An 18,231-nucleotide genomic window follows, 5' to 3' on the forward strand; every position below is an offset into this window, starting at 1 on the left:
GGGGCCGTCTGTCCGTACCCCTTATACATACTGTTTAATTGCGAGCTGTTGGCAAGAACGTTTGATCTTCAAAAGGGGTACGGACACGATGACCGCCCGATCCATCCGCAACGCGGCGGCCACGGCCCTGGCGGGCTCCCTCGCCCTCACCGCCGCAGCCTGCTCGAACCCCGGCTCCGCCACCGGCGGCACCGGCGGGCCCAAGGATTCCGCGGTCGTCGGCATCGCCTACGAGCCCGAGAGCCTCAGCCCCCTCCTCGGCTACGGCAAGGACGGCAACTCGAAGATATTCGACGGCCTCCTCGCCTTCGACGCCGACATGAAGCTGAAGCCGGCCCTCGCCCGCGAGCTGCCCCGCGTCAGCGACGGCGGCCTCACCTACACCTACGCCCTCCGCAAGGGCGTCACCTTCAGCGACGGGGCCCCCTTCACCGCGAAGGACGTCGTCTTCACGTACCGCACGATCCTCGACCCGAAGACGAACAACCCCTCCCGCACCGAGCTCGACGCCCTCAAGAGCGTCGAGGCGGTCGGCGACGACACCGTCGTCTTCCGGCTCAAGTACCCCTACGCGCCCTTCGCCGAGCGCACCGTCCACGCCATCGCCCCCGAGCACGTCGCCGCGAAGCAGGACGTCAACACCGGCGCCTTCACCACCAGGCCGATCGGCACCGGCCCGTACGTCCTCACCGGCTGGTCCAAGGGCGAGAAGCTCAGCTTCAAGGCCAACCCCACCTACTGGAACGGCGCGCCCCAGGTGAAGAAGTTCACCATGGCGATCATCAAGGACGACGACGTCCGCGCCACCCGGCTGCGCGCCGGCGACCTCGACGGCGCCATCCTGCCGCCCAACCTCGCCGCCGGCTTCAAGACCGACAAGGGCAGGAAGACCTGGGCGGCGAAGACCTACGACTACCGCACGGTCACCCTCCCCACCCACAACGAGGTGACCGGCGACACCGCCGTCCGCCGCGCCCTCGACCTCGCCGTCGACCGCGAGGCCATGGTCGACAAGATCCTCGAAGGGGCCGGAAAGCCCGCCTACGGGCCCGTCCCCACCGACAGCCCCTGGTTCACCAAGGGCACCGAGCGCCGCCACGACCTCGCCGGGGCGCAGAAGATCCTCGACGAGGCCGGCTGGAAGCCCGGCCCCGACGGCGTCCGCGTCAAGGACGGCGTCCGCGCCTCCTTCCCGCTCTGGTACCTCTCCGGCGACAAGCTCCGCCAGGACCACGCCCTCGCCTACGCCTCCGACGCCAAGAAGGCCGGCATCGACATCAAGACCCAGGCCGGCACCTGGGAGGTCATCGAGCCCCGGATGAAGACCGACGCCGTCCTCGCCGGCGGCGGCTCGCCCGGCGACCCCGACTTCGACCAGTACCTCCTCCTGAAGTCCTCCCTCGGCGGCGACGGCTTCAACAACATGGCCTGGTACGACAACAAGACCGTCGACCAGGCCCTGGAGGACGGGCGCCGCACCAACGACCCCGCCGAGCGGCACGCCGCGTACGACACCGTCCAGCGCGAGCTGGTGAAGAACCCCGGCTACACCTTCCTCACCCACATCGACCACCTCTACGTCGTCAACGACTCCTGGGACGGCCTGTCCACCCAGACCGAGCCGCACGACCACGGCCTCGCCGCCGGCCCCTGGTGGAACGTCGAGAGCTGGAAGCCCAAGGGCGCCGGAGCGGCGCAGAAGTGAAGCGCCGCCTCCCCTGGGGGGCCATGGCACGGATGACGGGACGGCGCGCCCTGGCCGCCGTCCCCGTCCTCCTCGCCGTCACCCTCGCGGTCTTCGCCGTCGCCGAGGCCTCCCCCTTCGACCCGGTCAAGGCCTACGCCGGCACCGCCGGCCTCACCGCCTCGCAGGAGAACCTCGACCAGCTCCGCGCCAACCTCGGCGTCGACCGGCCCCTCCTCACCCGCTGGTGGGACTGGCTCACCGCCGCCCTCACCGGTGACCTCGGCGACTCCGCCGTCATGCGCCGGCCCGTCGCCGAGGTCATCACCGAACGCCTCGGCTGGTCCGTCCTGCTCGCCGCCACCGCCTTCGCCGTGGCCATCGCGCTCGGCACCCTCCTCGGCGTCCTCGCCGGACGCCGCCGCGGCGGCCTCCTGGACCGGGCCGTCAGCTCCGTCGCGTACACCCTGGAAGCCGCCCCCGCCTTCTGGCTCGGCCTCCTCGCCATCTGGTTCTTCGCCCTGAAGCTGGGCGCCCTGCCCGCCGGCGGCCTCACCGACACCGCGAGCGACACCGTCACCTTCGACCAGGTCGCCCGCCACCTCGTGCTGCCCGCGCTCGTCCTCGGGATCTCCCAGCTGCCGTGGTTCTTCCTGTACGTCCGCCAGGGCGTCGGCGACGCCCTCGACGAGGACCCCGTGCGCGGCGCCCGCGCCCGCGGCCTGAGCGAGCGGACCGTCCTCACCGGCCACGCCCTCCGCTCCGGAATGCTCCCCATGCTCACCCTCGTCGGCTCCCGCGTCCCCGAGCTGATCACCGGCGCCCTCCTCGTGGAGACCGTCTTCAGCTGGCCCGGCATCGCCGCCGCCACCGTCACGGCCGCCACCTCCGTGGACTTCCCGCTGCTGGCCGCGCTCACCGTCCTCGCCACCGCCGCCGTGCTCCTCGGCAACCTCCTCTCCGACCTCCTGTACGGCCTGGCCGACCCGAGGGTGGGCTTCGATGGCTGACCCGCGCACCCACCGGATCCGCTTCTGGACCTCCGCCGTCACCGTCGCGGCCGTCCTCCTCGCCGTGCTGCTCGTCCCGCCGCTCGTCCAGCTGGACGAGCAGGCCGTCGACCTCTCCCGCAAGCTCCTGCCGCCGTCCTGGGACCACCCCTTCGGCACCGACGACCTCGGCCGCGACCTCCTGCTGCGCTGCGTCTACGGCCTGCGGGTCTCGCTCCTCGTCGGACTCGTCGCCGCGCTCGTCGCCACCGTCATCGGCACCGCCGTCGGAGCCGCCGCCGGCGCGCTCGGCGGCTGGGCCGACCGCACCCTCATGCGGCTCGTGGACGCCTTCTCCTCCGTGCCGCACCTGCTCCTCGGCATCTTCGTCGTCGCCCTCTTCCGGCCCGGCGTCTGGCCCGTCATCGTCTCCGTCGCCGTCACCCACTGGCTCTCCACCGCCCGGATCGTGCGCTCCGAGGTCCTCTCGCTGCGCACCCGGCCCTTCGTGGACGCCGCCGTCTCCGGCGGCTCGGGACGGTGGCGCGTCGCCGTCCGGCACCTGCTGCCCGCCGTCCTGCCGCAGGCCGGGCTCGCCGCCGTCCTGATGGTCCCGCACGCCATGTGGCACGAGTCCGCGCTCTCCTTCCTCGGCCTCGGCCTCCCCAGCCACCAGGCCAGCCTGGGCAACCTGGTGCAGAACGCGCGCTCCTCGCTCCTCGCCGGGTACTGGTGGCCCACCCTCTTCCCCGGCCTCCTCCTCATCGTGCCGACCCTCGCCATCGCCGGGCTCGCGGGCGTGTGGCGCGACCGGCTCAACCCGCGCCGCCGATCGGAGCTGATGCTGTGAACGCGCCCCGCGCCTCGAAAGCCCCGAAGACTCCCGGCACCCCTGGTGCCCCCGGAGCCTCCGGCACCCTCGACACCCCCGGCACCCCCGGTGTCCCCGGTGTCCCGGAGGACAAGCTCCTCCGCGCGCTCGACGCCGTGACCGCCGGGCGGGCCGAGGACGCCGTCCTCAGCGTCCGCGGCCTCACCGTCCGCTTCCGGCTGCGCGGCGGCCGGACCGTCGACGCCGTCAGCGACGCCGACTTCGACCTCGCGGCGGGGGAGTGCCTCGCCCTCGTCGGCGAGAGCGGCTGCGGCAAGTCCGTCCTCGCCTCCGCCCTCCTCGGCCTGCTCCCGGGCAACGCCGAGACCTCCGGCACGGCCCTGCTCGTGAGCCCCGACGGCCAGGACGGGACCGACCTGCTCGCCGCCGACGAGAAGACCCTCGCCCGCACCGTACGGGGCCGCCGCGCCGGACTCGTACCGCAGAGCCCCGCCGCCCACCTCACCCCCGTCCGCACCGTACGGTCCCAGCTCGAGGAGACCGTACGGGCCCTCACCGGCACCTCCCGCCGCGTCCGGCGCGCGGCCGCCGAGGAAGCGGCCGGGCGGACCGCCTTCCCCGCCGACCACCTCGACCGCCACCCGCACGAGCTCTCCGGCGGCCTCGCCCAGCGCGCCGCCACCGCCCTCGCCCTCATCGGCGACGCCCGGCTGCTGCTGGCCGACGAGCCCACCACCGGCCTCGACCGCGACCTCGTCGACCGCACCGTGGACGAACTGCGCCGCCACGCCGACGACGGCCGCGCCCTGCTCCTCATCACCCACGACCTGGCCGCCGCCGAGCGGATCGCGGACCGGGTCGCCGTCATGTACGCGGGCCGGATCGTGGAGATCGCCCCCGCCCACCGCTTCTTCGGCCCCGCCGGACCCCGCCACCCCTATGCCCGCGGCCTGCTCGACGCCCTGCCCGACCGGGCCTTCGCCCCGATCCCCGGCATGCCGCCGGAGCTCTCCGACCTGCCCGGGGGCTGCGCCTTCGCCCCGCGCTGCCCGCGCGCCACCGACCTCTGCGCCACCCGCCCCGAGCCCGCGGCCGGGGTGGCCTGCCACCACCCGGAGCGCCCCCGTGCTTGAACTCGACGCCGTCACCGCCGGCTACGACCGCCGCGCCCCCGTTGTCCGGGGCGCCTCCCTCACCGTCGCCCCCGGCGAGTCCGTCGGCCTCCTCGGCCCCAGCGGCTGCGGCAAGTCCACCCTCGCCCGGGTCGCCGCCCTCCTCCACCGCCCCGACGCGGGCCGGCTCGTCCTGGACGGCACCGAGGTACGGGCCTGGCGCCACCGCGCCCCGCGCGAGCTGCGCACCGCCGTCGGCGTCGTCTTCCAGCAGCCCCGCACCGCCGCCGACCCCCGGCTCACCCTCGCCGACCTGGTCGTGGAACCGCTGCGCGCCACCGGCCGCCGCGCCGAGGCCGACGCGCGCCTGGCCGAGCTGGCTCCGGCCGTCGGCCTCACCCCCGACCTGCTCGTCCGCCGTCCCCACGAGGTCAGCGACGGACAGCTCCAGCGCGCCTGCCTCGCCCGCGCCCTCACCCTGCGCCCCCGCTGGCTGATCTGCGACGAGATGACCGCCATGCTCGACGCCTCCACCACGGCCGCCCTGGTCGCCGCCGTCGAGGCCTACCGCGCGGAGACCGGCGCGGGCCTCCTCGCCGTCGGGCACGACCGCGTCCTCCTGAACCGCTGGTGCGACCGCACGGTGGAGTGGAAGGACTGCCTGCCGGCCGGGAAGTGACCGCCCCGGCGGGGCCCCGGACCGGATCTCACCCGGATGGCCGCCCCGCCGTACGCCCGGACGGAGCGCTCATTCCGCCACACTGTCCGCCGAAAGCCGCAATTCCGGTGCGGCGTCGGAGGGACGTGAAGGCGATGGCCGTTTCCATTTCTGTGGTGCTGCTCCTGCTGATCCTGGCCGTGATCTTCCTGCGGAACGGCGGTCTCAAGCTCTCGCACGCGATCGTCTGCGCCCTGCTCGGCTTCTTCCTCGCCGGCACCAGCATGGCGCCCACCATCCACGAGGGGGTCGCCGCCACCGCCGACGTGGTCTCCAGCCTCAAGCCGTGACACCCGGGCCCGGGGCGGTCACTCCATCTCGGGCATCTCGCCCACCGTGGTCCTCATGTCGATCACGGCGAAGGCGGCCCCCTGCGGGTCCAGGATCGCGGCGAACCGGCCGAACGGGCTGTCCACCGGCCCGAAGACCTTCCGCCCGGAGAGCCGCTCCGCCGCCTCCACCGCCTTGTCGCAGTTGTCGACGGCGAAGTAGATCTGGATGTACGAGGGGACCTCCGGCGGGAAGTCGTCGGTCATCGTCATCCGTCCGAGGACCGGGTCGTCGCCCAGGTCGAAGACCCGGTAGTCGACCTCCTGGTCCTTCATCCGCTTCGAGCCGTAGCCGAAGACGGACGTGAAGAAGGCGTCGGACTTCTCCGGCTCCCGGGTGAACACCTCCGCCCAGGCGTACGAGCCGGTCTCGCCCTCCAGCTCGAAGCCCTCGTGCGTCCCCGGCTGCCAGACGCCGAACACGACGCCCGCGGGGTCCCGCGCGAGGCACATCGTCCCGAACTCGCCGATCCGCATCGGCTCCATCAGGACGGTGCCGCCCGCGGTCCGGATCCGCTCCGCCGTGGCGGCGGCGTCCGGCGAGGAGAAGTAGAGACACCAGGCCGACTGCGGCGGGGTGTCCTGCCCCGGCATCGGCGGGACGACGGCCGCGACCGCCTTCCCGTTCTTGGAGGCCTGGGTGTAGCCGCCGAACTCCGTGGCGGCCTCGGCGAAGGTCCAGCCGAGCACGTCGCCGTAGAACGTCTTGGCGGCCTCGGCGTCGGTGAACATCGCGTCGGTCCAGATCGGCGTGCCTTCAGGTCGTGCGGCCATGACGGTGACTCTCCTCCGGTCGATGACGTCCGCTTCCTGTGAGCCACGCTAGTCAGGGCCGCCGCACCCCGCGCGGCGACGCGGAGCGGCACCGGAGCGCCGGGCCGGAGGTCAGCCGGGCAGCGGGCCCATCGCGTACCGGTGGAACGGGCCGCCGGGGATCGGCAGGTCCGGCCGCCACATCCGCAGCACCTGCGCCGAGGGCAGGAACAGCGCCTCCGGCAGCCGGTCCGGGTCCGTCCACTCCCAGCGCTCGATCTTGTCGGGCTCGGTCACGGCCGGCGTCCCGCGGAAGGCGCCCACCGTCGTGGCCACGGTCATCCGGGTCATGCGGCCGGAGGTGACCGAGTCCAGGATCAGCCCCAGGACCTCCACCTCGGCCGCGTCCGCGACCAGCGCCGTCTCCTCGGCCAGCTCGCGGGCCGCCGCGGCCTCCACGGACTCGCCCGGCTCGACCTTGCCGCCCGGCAGCTCCCACACCCCGGAGCGGTGGAGCCCGAGCAGCACCCGGCCGGAGGCGTCGGTCACGACGACCCCCGCTCCGAGGGAGGCGTGGGCGGGCGGCGGCTGGACGTTGCGCCGGGCTGCGGCTGCGTGCTCGAAGGCGGTCATGGCACTCCTTCTACCAGCGCGCCCTCACCCGGCGGGCGCCGGGGGCACCACCGCCACCGGGCAGTGGGCCTCGTGCAGCACCGCGTGGGCGACGGAACCGACGAGCAGCGAGCCGAGGCGGTGCCGGTGGTGCCGCCCCACGACCAGCAGGCCCGCGTCCCGCGAGCCCTCCACGAGCCGCCCCACCGCGTCCCCCGGCACCACCACCGGACGCAGCTCCACGTCCGGCCACCGCGCCGCGAAGGGCCGCAGCCGCTCCTCCTGCTCCCGCTCCGCCCCCCGTACGAGCTCCTCGGCGTCGTCCGCCAGGGGCAGCGGGGGCGGCACCTGGAGGGCCGGGGACGGCGCGGCGAGCAGGGCGCCCTGCGGCGGGGGCAGCCGGAAGGCGGTCACGGCCTCCAGCGGCACGCCCCGGTGGTGCGCCTCCTCGAAGGCGAAGGCCGGCACCTCGTCCGGGGATTCCTCCGGGTGCAGGCCCATGAGCACCCGGCCCGCTCCCGGTCCGCCCTCCGGGGCGGCCGTACGGGCCTCGTGCGGGACGACGACGAGCGGACAGGGCGCGCTCGCGGCCAGGGTGCGGCTCGTCGAGCCGAGCAGCAGGCTCGCGAAGCCGCCGCGGCCCCGGGAGCCGGTCACCAGGAGCCGGGCGCCCCGGGCGACCGCCGCCAGGGCGTCGGTCACGGACCCGTCGAGGGACTCGTACCGCACGGGGACGCGCGTCCCCCGCCGCTCCATCCCGGCCGCCACGCCGTTCAACACCGTGTCGGGAAGCTCCGGCGCCCCGCCCAGGGACTCGACGCGGGCGCTGCCGAGCTGCAGCTCCTCGGGACGGACGTGGGCCACGACCAGCGGGGACCCGGTGCTCTCGGCGGTGCCCAGGGCCCACTCCAGGGCCCGCAGGCCGTGCTCGGACCCGTCCACGCCGACGACGACCGGCGGCCGGTGCGCGGTGCTCGTGTCCCTCGCGAGGGGGTGATCGCTCATGAGGGATGACTCCCTCACCGGTCCCCGCGCCACACCGGTCCGGCCCGGTCGTGACCGGGCCGGAGGAAGGGGAGCGGGGAACGGGCGGGAAGGTCAGGCCTCCTGCGCGCGGCGCGCCCGCTCCGCGTCGCGCTCCTTGATGCGGGCGGTCTCCTTGCGGACCTCCGCCTGGGTGGCCCGCTCCTTCCGGAGCCACTCGGGGGACTCCTGCTTGAGCGCGTCGATCTGCTCGGTGGTGAGGGGCTCGGTGATGCCGCCGCGCGCGAGGCCGGCGATGGAGACGCCCAGCTTCGACGCGACCACCGGGCGGGGGTGCGGACCGTTCTTCCGGAGCTCCTGGAGCCAGGCGGGCGGGTCGGCCTGGAGCTCGTTCAGCTCGGTGCGCGAGACGACACCCTCCTGGAACTCCGCGGGGGTGGCCTCGAGGTACACACCCAGCTTCTTCGCCGCGGTCGCGGGCTTCATCGTCTGGGTGTTCTGGTGCGACGTCATACGACCAGGGTATCGAGCATGCGGACGGACTCCGACCACGGCGGCTACCGGTAACCTGGCGGAGTGACAGGCACGGACGCTTCCCCCTCGGACCCCACCCCGGACTCCTCCTCCGGCTCCTCCCCGGAGACCCCCTCGTTCCGGCTCGCGTACGTGCCGGGCGTGACCCCCTCGAAGTGGGTGCGGATCTGGAACGAGCGCCTGCCCGACGTACCGCTGGCCCTCCACGCCGTGACCCCGGCCGAGGCGTTCGGCACGCTCCGGGAGGGCGCGGCGGACGCGGGCCTCGTCCGGCTCCCCGTCGACGGGGACGACCTCAGCGCGATCCCGCTCTACACGGAGACGACGGTCGTCGTCGTCCCCAAGGACCACCTGTTCGCGGCGGTCGAGGAGGTGGCGGCGGAGGACCTCGCCGACGAACTCGTCCTGCACCCCCTCGACGACACCCTCGGCTGGGAGCGCCCGCCGGGCCGCCCGGCGTTCGAGCGTCCCGCCACCACCGCCGACGCGATCGAACTCGTCGCGGCCGGGGTCGGCCTGCTCGTCGTCCCCCAGTCGCTCGCCCGGCTGCACCACCGCAAGGACCTCACCTACCGGACCCTCACCAGCGTCCCGCAGTCGCGCGTCGCCCTGTCGTGGCCGGCCGCCGACGAGGCCCCCGACCTGGTGGAGGAGTTCATCGGCATCGTGCGGGGCCGGACGGTGAACAGCACCCGGGGCCGCCGCGCGGAGGAGAAGAAGGGCCGGAAGGAACAGAAGTCCACCGGGTCCGCGTCCGGGAAGCCCGCCAAGTCCGGCAAGCCCGGGGCCGGTTCCCGTACGTCGGGACGGCCCGCGGCCCGCAGGGGGAGCACCGGGGGCTCCGCGCGCGGCGGCCGGAGCGGAAAGCCCCGCCGCAGGTCCTGAGCGCCGTCCGGGCCGGCGCGTCCGTACGCCGGACACGCCCCGCCCGTACCGCGCTCGCTCGCCATACTGACCCCTCCTGATCACCGAGATCACACCGATCACACCGATCACACAGGAGGAGCTTTGGCCGCCAGTTTCAGGACCGTCGTCGAGGTGGGCCCGGACCACCTCGACCAGGCCCGGTCCATCGACCGCGTGTTCCAGGAGGCGATCGCCCCGGCGACCGTCAACTTCGACTTCGAGGCGATACGGGAGGCGGCCGCCGCCGTCCCCGACAGCACCGTGGTGCGGATGGTCAGGGGCTGGGGGCTCCAGGAGCACGCCCCCGTCCTCGTCATGGTCCTCTCCCTCAAGGAGGCCGTCCGGCAGGCGCTCCCGCCCGAGTGCGCGGACGCCGGCTTCTGGGCCACCGTCGAGCGGGAGCTCGTCGCGGCCTTCACGGGCCTCGCCGCCCAGGAGGGGCAGCCCGGACTCTCCTTCTACGAGGAGTCCGGGGAGCGCACCCGCTTCTACCGGGACCTGTTCTTCGCCCTCCAGGACGAGGAGACCGGGGAGCACATGTACGCCCTGGCCTTCTGCGTGGACGTGACCGTCGGGCTGCCGAAGGCGGAGGCCGTCGCGCTCGACCTGACGGACGTCGCGCCCTTCGCGGTGCGGCTGAACGCGATCGTGATCCGCCAGGCCCTGGGCCTCGCGGCCTGACGGACCGCCCGTCCGCACCCGCCACCGCCGGCCCGCCGTCCCGGGCCGGACCCCCGTACCGGTCCGGGAGGACGTGCCGTCCTCAGACCGGCCTGCGCCAGCGGCCGCCCCGCGCCGCCGCCACCAGCTCCGGCATCGTCGCCAGCTTGACCCGGGGGCGGCCCGCGTCCCGGCCCCGCGCCCGCTCGGTCCGGTCGATGGCCGCGAGGCCGCGCGCGTCCACGAGCCCCTTGCTGCGGCTCCTGGCCAGCCTGCGGAACTCCGCCGAGGTGCCCGTCGGCTTCGGCAGCGCCCCCGCGACCGCGTCCGCGAGCAGCGTCCCGACCGTCTCCTCCGCGCACGCCCGGTTGGCGCCGATGCCGCCGGAGGGCCCGCGCTTGATCCAGCCGACGACGTAACCGCCCGGCAGGCCGCTGATCCGCCCCGCCTCGTGCGGCACGGTGCCGGTGGCCTCGTCGAACGGAAGCCCCGGGAGCGGCACGCCCCGGTAGCCGACCGCCCTGACCAGCAGCCCCGCCCCGATCTCCGTACCGGACTCCGGCCCGTCCCCGGTCACCCGGACCGCCCGTACCGCGTCGGTGCCGAGCGCCTCGACCGGCGCGGAGTGGAAGCGGAGCACGATCCGGCGCCGGTCCCGCGCGGGCGACCGCGTCCAGTCCACCGCCTCGCGGGCCACGTCCCGGAGGAGCGCCGCCTTCTCCCCGGCCGCCGCCGCGTCGATCGCGGCGCCGGTGCGCGGGTCCCGTTCGTCGACGACCAGGTCCACGTCCGGGAGGTGCTTGAGGGCGAGGAGTTCGGAGGCCGTGTACGCGGCGTTCTCGGGGCCCCGGCGGCCGAGCAGCACCACCTCGCGGACCCGGCTGCCGCTCAGGGCGGCGAGGGCGTGGTCGGCGATGTCGGTGCCGGCGAGGGCGGCTGGGTCCATGACGAGGACACGGGCCACGTCGAGCGCCACGTTGCCGTTGCCGACCACGACGACCCGCTCGGCGGAGAGCGGGACGGCGTCCGCGCCGGTCTCCGGGTGCGCGTTGTACCAGGAGACGACGGAGGTCGCGGAGACGCTGCCCGGCAGGTCCTCGCCGGGGATGCCGAGCCGCCGGTCGGAGGGCGCGCCCACCGCGTAGACCACCGCGTCGTGGTGGGCGGCCAGTTCCTCGGCGGTGACGTCCCTGCCGATCTCCACGCCGAGCCGCATCCGGACGCGGGGGTGGGAGTGGAAGCGGGCGAAGGACTCCCCGGCGCCCTTGGTCGCCGGGTGGTCGGGCGCCACGCCGTAGCGGACGAGACCGCCGGCCACCGGCAGCCGGTCGATCAGCGTCACCTCGGCGTTGGTGTGCAGGAGCAGGTCCTCGGCGGCGTACATGCCGGCCGGTCCCGTGCCGACGACCGCGATCCGCAGCGGGGCGAAGTCGGACGGGAGCGAGCGCGGGAAGGAGGGCTCGCCCCAGGTGTGGAAGTTGGGCGAGGCCACGGCCGGGCCGGGCTCACGGTCCGCGTAGTACTCCGCGTTGATCGCCTCGTACTCCCGCAGCCGGCCGGTGAGGCGGTCGGCCGGGAAGACGGCGTCGACCGGGCAGGCGTCGGCGCAGGCGCCGCAGTCGATGCAGGCCCTGGGGTCGACGTACAGCATCTCCGTGGTGCCGAAGTCCGGTTCCTCGGGCGTCGGGTGGATGCAGTTGACCGGGCAGACGGCGACGCAGGTCGCGTCGTTGCAGCAGGTCTGGGTGATCGCGTAGGTCATCTCGTCGACTCGGTTCGGGTGCGGGGTGCGGGCAGGGGGGTGCGGACGCGGGCTCAGATCAGGCTGGCGCGCTTGTAGATGAGGAGCGCGGGCCGGGTGAGCAGCCGGGCCGAGGCGAGGAACTCCATGAGCCCGGCGCAGCTGGAGCGCAGCTGGGACTTGTAGTGCTCGTTGGCCGCGGCCTCGCGGCGCGCCCGCTCCGGGTCGAGTCCGGCCTGTACGTACACGTCGGGGCTGACCATGCTGGTGACGATGTAGTACGAGGCGATGGCGACGACCAGGGCGTGGAAGTGCCGGCGGGCCGTGCTCGCCCGCGCGAGGCGGCGGCGCGTCTCGTCCCGGGCGAACTTCATGTGCCGGGACTCCTCGACCACGTGGATGTTGCTGATGGTGCGCACGAAGGGGGCGACCCGCTCGTCGCGCATCCAGTCGCGCTGCATGACGTCGAGGACCTCCTCGGCGACGAGGATCGCGGCGTACGCGGCCTCGCCGAAGCCCACCGTCTTGAAGGCGCGGCCCAGTTCGAGCACCGCGCGGCGCGGCCGGTAGGCGGGGGCGCCGAGCTTCGCCGAGCCGCGGCCGAACATGATCGAGTGGCGGCACTCGTCCGCGATCTCGGTCAGGGCCCACTGGAACCGGGGGTCGGTGGGGTCCTTGGCGTACATGTCCCGCAGCACCATCTGCTGGAGGATCATCTCGAACCAGATGCCGGTGCTGGCGACGGAGGCGGCCTCCTGCCGGGTCAGCTCCTTGCGCTGCTCCTCGGTCATCTCGTTCCAGTAGGCCGTGCCGTAGAGGCTGTTCCACTCGGGGCTCTGGCCGTGGAAGTTCTTGTCGAGGGGGGTGTCCCAGTCCACCTCGGCGGCGGGGTCGTACGAGAGCCTGGCCGCGGACCGGAGCAGCCGCTCGGCGACGTCCGCGTCCGAGACGTCCCTGTCCTCGGCTCCGTCGTGGCCGTCCGGGCGAACGGTGCTGCTTGCCATGGTGCGGCTCCTTGGGTCGCGATCGACTCGGAGGCTTGTTAGACGTCCCGTCTAGCAAGCTTGTTAGACGGAACGTATAGCAAGGTGCCCGCCCGGGCCTACCCCTCGGTGAGGACTTGTTTCCGGAAGCTTTCCTCCCGGGTGCGCGAACGGGGCCGGAGCCGAGGCGGCTCCGGCCCCGTCAGGGGGGCGCGCGGTGTCAGAAGGTCAGGTTCCAGGCGTCGATCTTCCCGGTGTCCTGGCTCGCGTTGTCGTTCACACGCAGCTTCCAGACCCCGTTCGCCACCTCGGAGGAGGCGTTGACGGTGTACGTCTGGGCGATGTTGTCCGTGCCGCTCCCGGTCCGGTTGTGCAGCGTGTAGACGCTGCCGTCCGGGGCCACCAGGTCGACCTTCAGGTCACCGATGTACGTGTGCTTGACGTCCACGCCCACCTTGAGCGCGGCCGGCGCGTTGCCGGTCACGCCGCTGACCGTGATCGGGCTCTCGACCGTGGTGTTGTCGGGGACCGCCACGTCCGTCAGGTTCTCGAAGTACTTCCCGGGGGGCGGGGTCGAGCCGCCGACGGCCTTCAGGGCGTCGACCGCGCCCTCGCCGAAGAAGCCGTTCTTGGTCGCGGTGCCCTTGCAGCGGGTGTCCGACGGGCAGGCCCGGTCGGTCGCCTGGACGCCCAGCTGGTCCCGGATCTGCGCCGGGGTGAAGGACGGGTTCACGCTCGCGATCAGCGCCGCGACGCCGGCCACGTGCGGGGAGGCCATCGAGGTGCCGTTCATGTTCCCGTACTTGCCGCCCGGGAGCGTCGAGTAGACGCCCGAGGAGCCGTCGCCGCCGGGGGCCGCGATGTCGATCACGCCGTTGCCGAAGTTCGAGTACGAGGCCTTGGCGCCGCCGTTGCCCTGCGCGGCGACGGTCACGACGCCGGGCAGCTCGGTCGGGATGTCGATGCAGGCGTTGGTGATCGTGCGGGTGACCGGGGTCGAGTCGTTGGGGCTCGCCGTGTCGGTCGTCTTGTTCGCCAGGTCGTAGTTGGAGTTGCCGGCGGCGGCGACCTGGAGCGAGCCCTTGCCCTCGGCGTACTCCTGCGCCCGGCGGACGCCCTCGATGATGGCGGCCTGGTCCAGGTTGTCCGGGCAGTTGAACTGCCACGGGTCCGTGTAGTAGCTGTTGTTGGTGACCTTGAAGCCGTGGTCGCCGGCCCACATGAAGCCGCAGATCGTGTTCTCCGCGAAGAACAGCGTGCTGCCGGGCTCCGCGATGCGGACCGAGGATATCTTCACGCCCGGCGCGACGCCGATGACGCCCTTGCCGTTCTTGGCGGCCGCGATCGTGCCCGCCACGTGCGTGCCGTGGGTGTCGACGTCGCGCCAGGCGCCCGCCCGGGTGTCCGCCTTGCCGTAGGCGCAGGAGGCCGAGTCGGCGGCGTTGAAGTTGGGTGCGATGTCCTGGTGCCGGTCGTCCACGCCGGTGTCCAGGACGCCGACCTTCACCGACGCCGAACCGGTGGTGACGGCCCAGGCCTGGTCGGCCTTGATCTGCGTCATGTCCCAGCGGTTGGACTCCGTGAGCGTCGTCGTGGACTGCGACGGGTCGGCCGGGAGCGCCGGGGCGTAGGCGTCGGCCGGGACGTCGGACGTCCGGGTCGCGCCGACCTGCTGCACGCCGGAGACCGTGCGCATCGAGGAGGCGAACGACGCGGACGTCGAGTGCGCCACGATCACGCCGATCGCGTCGTAGGTCGCGAAGACCGAACCGCCCTTGGTGGCCACGGAGCCGGCCACGGCGGCGGTACCGCCGGGGGCCGTGATCACCAGGTACGCGCGCGTGCCCGCGGCCCAGGCTGCGGGAGCCGCCGCCTTCGCGGCGGTGGTGGCCGTGCTCGCCCCCGTCGAACGGGCCGCGACGGGCGCGGTGTCCGACGTTGCTGCGTGGGCGAGTCCGGCGGGGGTGGCGAGCGCCACGATCGTGCCGAGGGCCGCGACGGCGATGGCCGAGGATCTCGACCGGCCGGCCGTCCGGCCGGGTATGAGGGAAAACATTGCGTCCTCCGATGGCCCGGTGGCGCCTGTGGCGCGTGCCGGGCCCTGTGATGTGTGGGGTGGACGCAAGATCCCAGAATCGCTCCCCGGAAGGAAGTGTTCTGTCCGAGAAGCGTGTTCGCGTTACGTACTGTTGACCTATGGCGCCGGAAAGGCGGGATTTCCTGGACGGATGTCCCGCGGGGGAGGGAAGCGGAAGACGGCCTGCGCCCTCCGCTCCCGGGGCCCCGACCTCCCCTTCCAGGTCCGTACCAGCGGTTGTGTGAGGCAGGGCCCGGCGGCTACTTGAGGTACGGTCCGGCGGTGCCGATCCGGCCGGGCCCGTTCAGGACGTACACCCGCAGGTTGCCCTTTCCGGGCGCCGCGACCGTCAGGGTGCCGTTGGTGACGGTCCGGACGTCGCCGGTGACGGCGTCGGTGTACGTGCCGTCGGGGACGCCGGTGAAGGTGGCGCCGCCCGAGACCGTGACGAGCGCGAAGCTGTCCGTGCCCGCGTCGGTGTAGCGGCGCTTGAACGCCATGCCGCCCGAGACGCCCTCCGTGGAGTACTGGCCCGTCTGGAGCGCGGGGACCGCCCGGCGGATCTGGTTGAGCCGCTGCACGTGCCGGACCAGGGGCTGCTGGAGGGTGGTGGCGACGGTGCCGGACGCCGACGAGACCGCGGAGAAGTCGGAGGCGGTGACGGAGCCGGCGAGGTGCGCGCCGAAGTAGGCACGACCGGTGTCGGCGAGCGGGCAGGACGGCCCGCAGTCGATCTTCTTCCCCTTCTGGAACTCGATCTCGGAGCCGTAGTACAGCGTCGGGATGCCGCGGAAGGTCCACATCAGGGACATGTTCTCGGCCCAGGCGTCGGTGCCGCCCGCGTACCGCTCGTTCGACTTGTTGGGGCCGTAGTCGTGGCTGTCGACGTAGACGACGTTGTAGGTGGCGTCGTTGTAGCTGTCGTCGGAGTCCTTGCCGTTGGAGAAGGCGTTCTGCGCGTCGCCGAAGTTCATGTGCATGCGCATGTCGATGACGTGCATGCCGGAGAAGCGGCTGTGGTCGGGCGCGTGGTAGCTGTTGCCGTTCAGGAAGGCGTTGGTGGAGGTGGGCTGGTCGCCCGTGCCCCGCTGCTGCTCGTGGTCGTACATCTCCAGGGCGGCCCTGGTGTCGTCCAGGGCGTACTCCTTGCGCTCCTTCCAGGTGTAGAACTGCGCCGAGTGGTTCACCGAGCCGCGGTTCCACTTGTCGTTGACGAAGGCGGCGACCTCGCCGAAGACGAAGAAGTTCTTCGCGGCCTCCGCGCCGTGGCGCTGGGCCACCCGCTCCTGGATGGCGGGCAGGAAGCGGCGGTTCCAGGTGGTGCGGGGGATGTGCACGGCGGTGTCGACGCGGAAGCCGTCCACTCCCATGTCGATGTACTTGTCGTAGGCGCCGATCAGGTAGTTCTGGACGACCGGGTTCTCGGTGTTGAAATCGGCCAGGTCCTCGTGGATCCAGCAGGAACGGGAGTCCTCGCCCTCCCAGTTCCCGATCCAGCACCGGTGGTACAGGTCCTTGGGGAACATGCCGGACGTGGGGCTCGGCCACTGGCAGTTGTAGACGGTGTAGCCCTCGGCGCTCTTCCCGCCGGTCGGCTTCCCCCAGTTCACACAGGTGTTGCCGGTCGGCTCGGCCGTCGACCACAGGTCGCCGTTGTAGTACGACTTGCCGCTCTTCGGGTCGACCCTCAGGCCGTCGTACTCGAAGCCCGGCTGCTTCTCGTCGTAGTACCAGCTCCACTGGCTGTCCCGCACGCCGTACACGGTGGGCGTGAACAGGCCCTTGGCGCCCCAGCGGGAGGAGTGGTTGTAGACGACGTCCTGGTAGATCTTCATGCCCTTGGCGTGGGCGGCGTCGATCAGGTCCTGGTAGGAGGCGCCGGCCGACTCCAGGCGCGGGTCCACCTTGTAGAAGTCCCAGCCGTGGTAGCCGTGGTAGTCGTAGTCCGAGCGGTTGAGGACGACCGGGGTGACCCAGATCGCCGAGAAGCCGAGGGCCTTGACGTAGTCGAGCTTCTGGATCAGGCCCTTGAAGTCGCCCCGGAACATGGGGTCGTCGTTGGCCGCGTTGCCCGACTTGGCGTGCTGGCTGCCGCCCCGGTTGTTCGACGGGTCGCCGTCGTGGAAGCGGGCGGTGAGGACGAAGTAGATCGGGTCCTTGCGCGGGTCGGTGCCCAGGGGCTTGCCGTTCGCCGGGCCGGCCGGCTCGTCGCCGGTGGTCGCGGTGGCGGGGGAGGAGGCGGGGGAGACGTTCCCGGCGGCGTCCACGGCTCGCACCGTATAGGTGTAGGCGGTCCGTTCGGCCAGGCCGGTGTCGGAGAAGACCGTGGAGCCGACGTCGGTGACGAACGTGCCGCCGCTGCCGCCGGTACGGGTGACCTGGTACGCGGTGACGCCCCGGTCGTCGGTGGACGGGTTCCAGGCGAGCAGGACGGAGGTGCCGTCGGCCGTCGCGGTGAGGCCGGCGGGGGCGGTGGGCGCCTGGGTGTCGGGCGGGGTGGCGGCGCAGGGATCGGTGGCGTTCGCCGTCACCCCCCGGTTCCGGACGGTGGAGACGCCCGCGCCGAGGGCGTAGTCGGAGCCGCCGTTGTTGTCCCAGGTGCCGTTGCCGTTGTTGAAGGCGGCCTTGAGGCCGGTGGCCGTCCCGAGGTCGATCTCCCGCTTCCACCAGCCGGCGCAGGCGGCCTGCATGCCGACGCCGGGAGCGGTCGTCCAGGCGCCGCCGGTCGGCTGGTAGTGGACGTTGGCGGTGGACCAGCCGAGGGAGGCGGTGGAGTAGTAGACGGTGGCCGTGCGGGACTCGGCGGGCGGGGTGTCGGCGCAGGGGTCGGAGTGGGCGACGACGCCGTCCTTGACGGTGACGGAGCCCGTGCCGAGGGCGTAGTTCCGGCCGCCGTTGTTGTCCCAGGTGCCGCCGCCGTCGTTGAAGGTGGCCTGGAGGCCGGCGGCCGCGCCGAGACTGACGGTCTTCTTCACCCAGTCCGTACAGGCGGCCTCCATGGCGGTGCCGGGGACACTGGTCCAGGAGCCGCCGTCGGGCGCGTAATGGAGGTTGTACCGGGTCCAGTTCTTCGTCTTGGTCCAGTAGTAGACGGTCGCCGTGCTCTCGACGGCGGCGGCGACGGGGGCGGTGCGCGGGGAGGGGGTCTCGGGCGGTGCGGCGACGAGACCGACGAGGCCGGCGGCGGCGACCAGGGCGGCGACGGGGCGCGCCGGTGGCCGTGGGCGGGTGCGTGTCATCCGAATCTCCAGGCGGGGGACGCGCGTTCGGGCAGACCTCTGCCCGGGAAGGAGGGCGAAGCCTGTTGTAAACGCGAT

General features: G+C 73.1%; 16 protein-coding genes. 8 read left to right on the top strand and 8 right to left on the bottom strand.

What is annotated here, in order from left to right:
• Positions 1-88: 88 nt before the first annotated feature.
• The 6 genes from OO47_RS03435 (at position 89) to OO47_RS03460 (ending at position 5,625) form a co-directional block, all read left to right on the top strand.
• A complete protein-coding gene (locus OO47_RS03435) occupies positions 89-1,705 on the top strand; it encodes an ABC transporter substrate-binding protein (RefSeq protein WP_030212072.1) in 1,617 nt (538 codons plus the stop codon).
• Positions 1,702-2,694, top strand: coding sequence for an ABC transporter permease (locus OO47_RS03440; protein WP_030212074.1), 993 nt, complete (start codon positions 1,702-1,704; stop codon positions 2,692-2,694). Before OO47_RS03435 ends, OO47_RS03440 begins: the two co-directional genes overlap by 4 nt.
• On the top strand, positions 2,687-3,523 hold the full coding sequence (locus OO47_RS03445; RefSeq protein ID WP_030212079.1) for an ABC transporter permease: 837 nt from the start codon (positions 2,687-2,689) through the stop codon (positions 3,521-3,523). Before OO47_RS03440 ends, OO47_RS03445 begins: the two co-directional genes overlap by 8 nt.
• A 137-nt stretch (positions 3,524-3,660) precedes the next feature.
• Positions 3,661-4,638, top strand: a complete 978-nt coding sequence (locus tag OO47_RS03450; protein ID WP_030212086.1) for an ABC transporter ATP-binding protein — start codon at positions 3,661-3,663, stop codon at positions 4,636-4,638.
• Complete coding sequence (locus OO47_RS03455) at positions 4,631-5,296, top strand: ABC transporter ATP-binding protein (RefSeq protein ID WP_030212089.1); 666 nt, start codon at positions 4,631-4,633, stop codon at positions 5,294-5,296. Before OO47_RS03450 ends, OO47_RS03455 begins: the two co-directional genes overlap by 8 nt.
• Positions 5,297-5,430: 134 nt before the next feature.
• Positions 5,431-5,625 (top strand): hypothetical protein, encoded by a 195-nt coding sequence (locus tag OO47_RS03460; protein ID WP_030212092.1) that lies wholly within the window; start codon positions 5,431-5,433, stop codon positions 5,623-5,625.
• Between the two features lie 18 nt (positions 5,626-5,643).
• Here OO47_RS03460 and OO47_RS03465 read toward each other — a convergent pair whose 3' ends face one another.
• The 4 genes from OO47_RS03465 to OO47_RS03480 all read right to left on the bottom strand — a co-directional run bounded on the left by OO47_RS03465 (position 5,644) and on the right by OO47_RS03480 (position 8,526).
• The gene (locus tag OO47_RS03465; RefSeq protein WP_030212094.1) at positions 5,644-6,438 is read right to left on the bottom strand and encodes a VOC family protein; all 795 of its coding nucleotides are present in this window, start codon (positions 6,436-6,438) and stop codon (positions 5,644-5,646) included.
• A gap of 111 nt (positions 6,439-6,549) precedes the next feature.
• Positions 6,550-7,050 carry an NUDIX domain-containing protein gene (locus OO47_RS03470; RefSeq protein WP_030212098.1) on the bottom strand — a complete coding sequence of 167 codons (501 nt, stop codon included), beginning with the start codon at positions 7,048-7,050 and terminating at the stop codon, positions 6,550-6,552.
• Positions 7,051-7,074: 24 nt separating this feature from the next.
• On the bottom strand, positions 7,075-8,034 hold the full coding sequence (locus tag OO47_RS03475) for a universal stress protein (RefSeq protein ID WP_051715862.1): 960 nt from the start codon (positions 8,032-8,034) through the stop codon (positions 7,075-7,077).
• Between the two features lie 93 nt (positions 8,035-8,127).
• Entirely contained in the window at positions 8,128-8,526 is a 399-nt protein-coding gene (locus OO47_RS03480) for a DUF5997 family protein (protein WP_030212104.1), read from the bottom strand.
• A 63-nt stretch (positions 8,527-8,589) separates the two neighbouring features.
• Between OO47_RS03480 and OO47_RS03485 the strand changes: the two genes are divergently transcribed.
• Both OO47_RS03485 and OO47_RS03490 read left to right on the top strand, forming a co-directional pair.
• The gene (locus OO47_RS03485; RefSeq protein WP_030212107.1) at positions 8,590-9,432 is read left to right on the top strand and encodes a LysR family transcriptional regulator substrate-binding protein; all 843 of its coding nucleotides are present in this window, start codon (positions 8,590-8,592) and stop codon (positions 9,430-9,432) included.
• Positions 9,433-9,555: 123 nt separating this feature from the next.
• Entirely contained in the window at positions 9,556-10,134 is a 579-nt protein-coding gene (locus tag OO47_RS03490; protein WP_030212110.1) for a type-2Aa cytolytic delta-endotoxin, read from the top strand.
• An 82-nt stretch (positions 10,135-10,216) separates the two neighbouring features.
• Here the strand turns inward: OO47_RS03490 and OO47_RS03495 are convergent, their stop codons facing one another.
• The 4 genes from OO47_RS03495 to OO47_RS03510 all read right to left on the bottom strand — a co-directional run bounded on the left by OO47_RS03495 (position 10,217) and on the right by OO47_RS03510 (position 18,153).
• A complete protein-coding gene (locus tag OO47_RS03495; RefSeq protein WP_030212113.1) occupies positions 10,217-11,875 on the bottom strand; it encodes an FAD-dependent oxidoreductase in 1,659 nt (552 codons plus the stop codon).
• Positions 11,876-11,928: 53 nt separating this feature from the next.
• On the bottom strand, positions 11,929-12,858 hold the full coding sequence (locus OO47_RS03500) for an AurF N-oxygenase family protein (RefSeq protein ID WP_030212115.1): 930 nt from the start codon (positions 12,856-12,858) through the stop codon (positions 11,929-11,931).
• 199 nt (positions 12,859-13,057) lie between these two features.
• Positions 13,058-14,893 (bottom strand): S8 family serine peptidase, encoded by a 1,836-nt coding sequence (locus tag OO47_RS03505; protein WP_030212117.1) that lies wholly within the window; start codon positions 14,891-14,893, stop codon positions 13,058-13,060.
• A 281-nt stretch (positions 14,894-15,174) separates the two neighbouring features.
• On the bottom strand, positions 15,175-18,153 hold the full coding sequence (locus OO47_RS03510) for a carbohydrate binding domain-containing protein (protein WP_030212120.1): 2,979 nt from the start codon (positions 18,151-18,153) through the stop codon (positions 15,175-15,177).
• Positions 18,154-18,231 lie beyond the last annotated feature (78 nt).

It is taken from the genome of Streptomyces bikiniensis (assembly GCF_000716625.1).
GTDB lineage: Bacteria > Actinomycetota > Actinomycetes > Streptomycetales > Streptomycetaceae > Streptomyces > Streptomyces bikiniensis.

Excerpts from the sequence above, each read along its gene's own strand:
- OO47_RS03435 (WP_030212072.1), top strand. The coding sequence starts at position 89 with ATGACCGCCCGATCCATCCGCAACGCGGCGGCCACGGCCCTGGCGGGC.
- OO47_RS03445 (WP_030212079.1), top strand. The coding sequence starts at position 2,687 with ATGGCTGACCCGCGCACCCACCGGATCCGCTTCTGGACCTCCGCCGTC.
- OO47_RS03460 (WP_030212092.1), top strand. The coding sequence starts at position 5,431 with ATGGCCGTTTCCATTTCTGTGGTGCTGCTCCTGCTGATCCTGGCCGTG.
- OO47_RS03465 (WP_030212094.1), bottom strand. The coding sequence starts at position 6,438 with ATGGCCGCACGACCTGAAGGCACGCCGATCTGGACCGACGCGATGTTC.
- OO47_RS03470 (WP_030212098.1), bottom strand. The coding sequence starts at position 7,050 with ATGACCGCCTTCGAGCACGCAGCCGCAGCCCGGCGCAACGTCCAGCCG.
- OO47_RS03475 (WP_051715862.1), bottom strand. The coding sequence starts at position 8,034 with ATGAGCGATCACCCCCTCGCGAGGGACACGAGCACCGCGCACCGGCCG.
- OO47_RS03480 (WP_030212104.1), bottom strand. The coding sequence starts at position 8,526 with ATGACGTCGCACCAGAACACCCAGACGATGAAGCCCGCGACCGCGGCG.
- OO47_RS03495 (WP_030212113.1), bottom strand. The coding sequence starts at position 11,875 with ATGACCTACGCGATCACCCAGACCTGCTGCAACGACGCGACCTGCGTC.
- OO47_RS03500 (WP_030212115.1), bottom strand. The coding sequence starts at position 12,858 with ATGGCAAGCAGCACCGTTCGCCCGGACGGCCACGACGGAGCCGAGGAC.
- OO47_RS03505 (WP_030212117.1), bottom strand. The coding sequence starts at position 14,893 with ATGTTTTCCCTCATACCCGGCCGGACGGCCGGCCGGTCGAGATCCTCG.
- OO47_RS03510 (WP_030212120.1), bottom strand. The coding sequence starts at position 18,153 with ATGACACGCACCCGCCCACGGCCACCGGCGCGCCCCGTCGCCGCCCTG.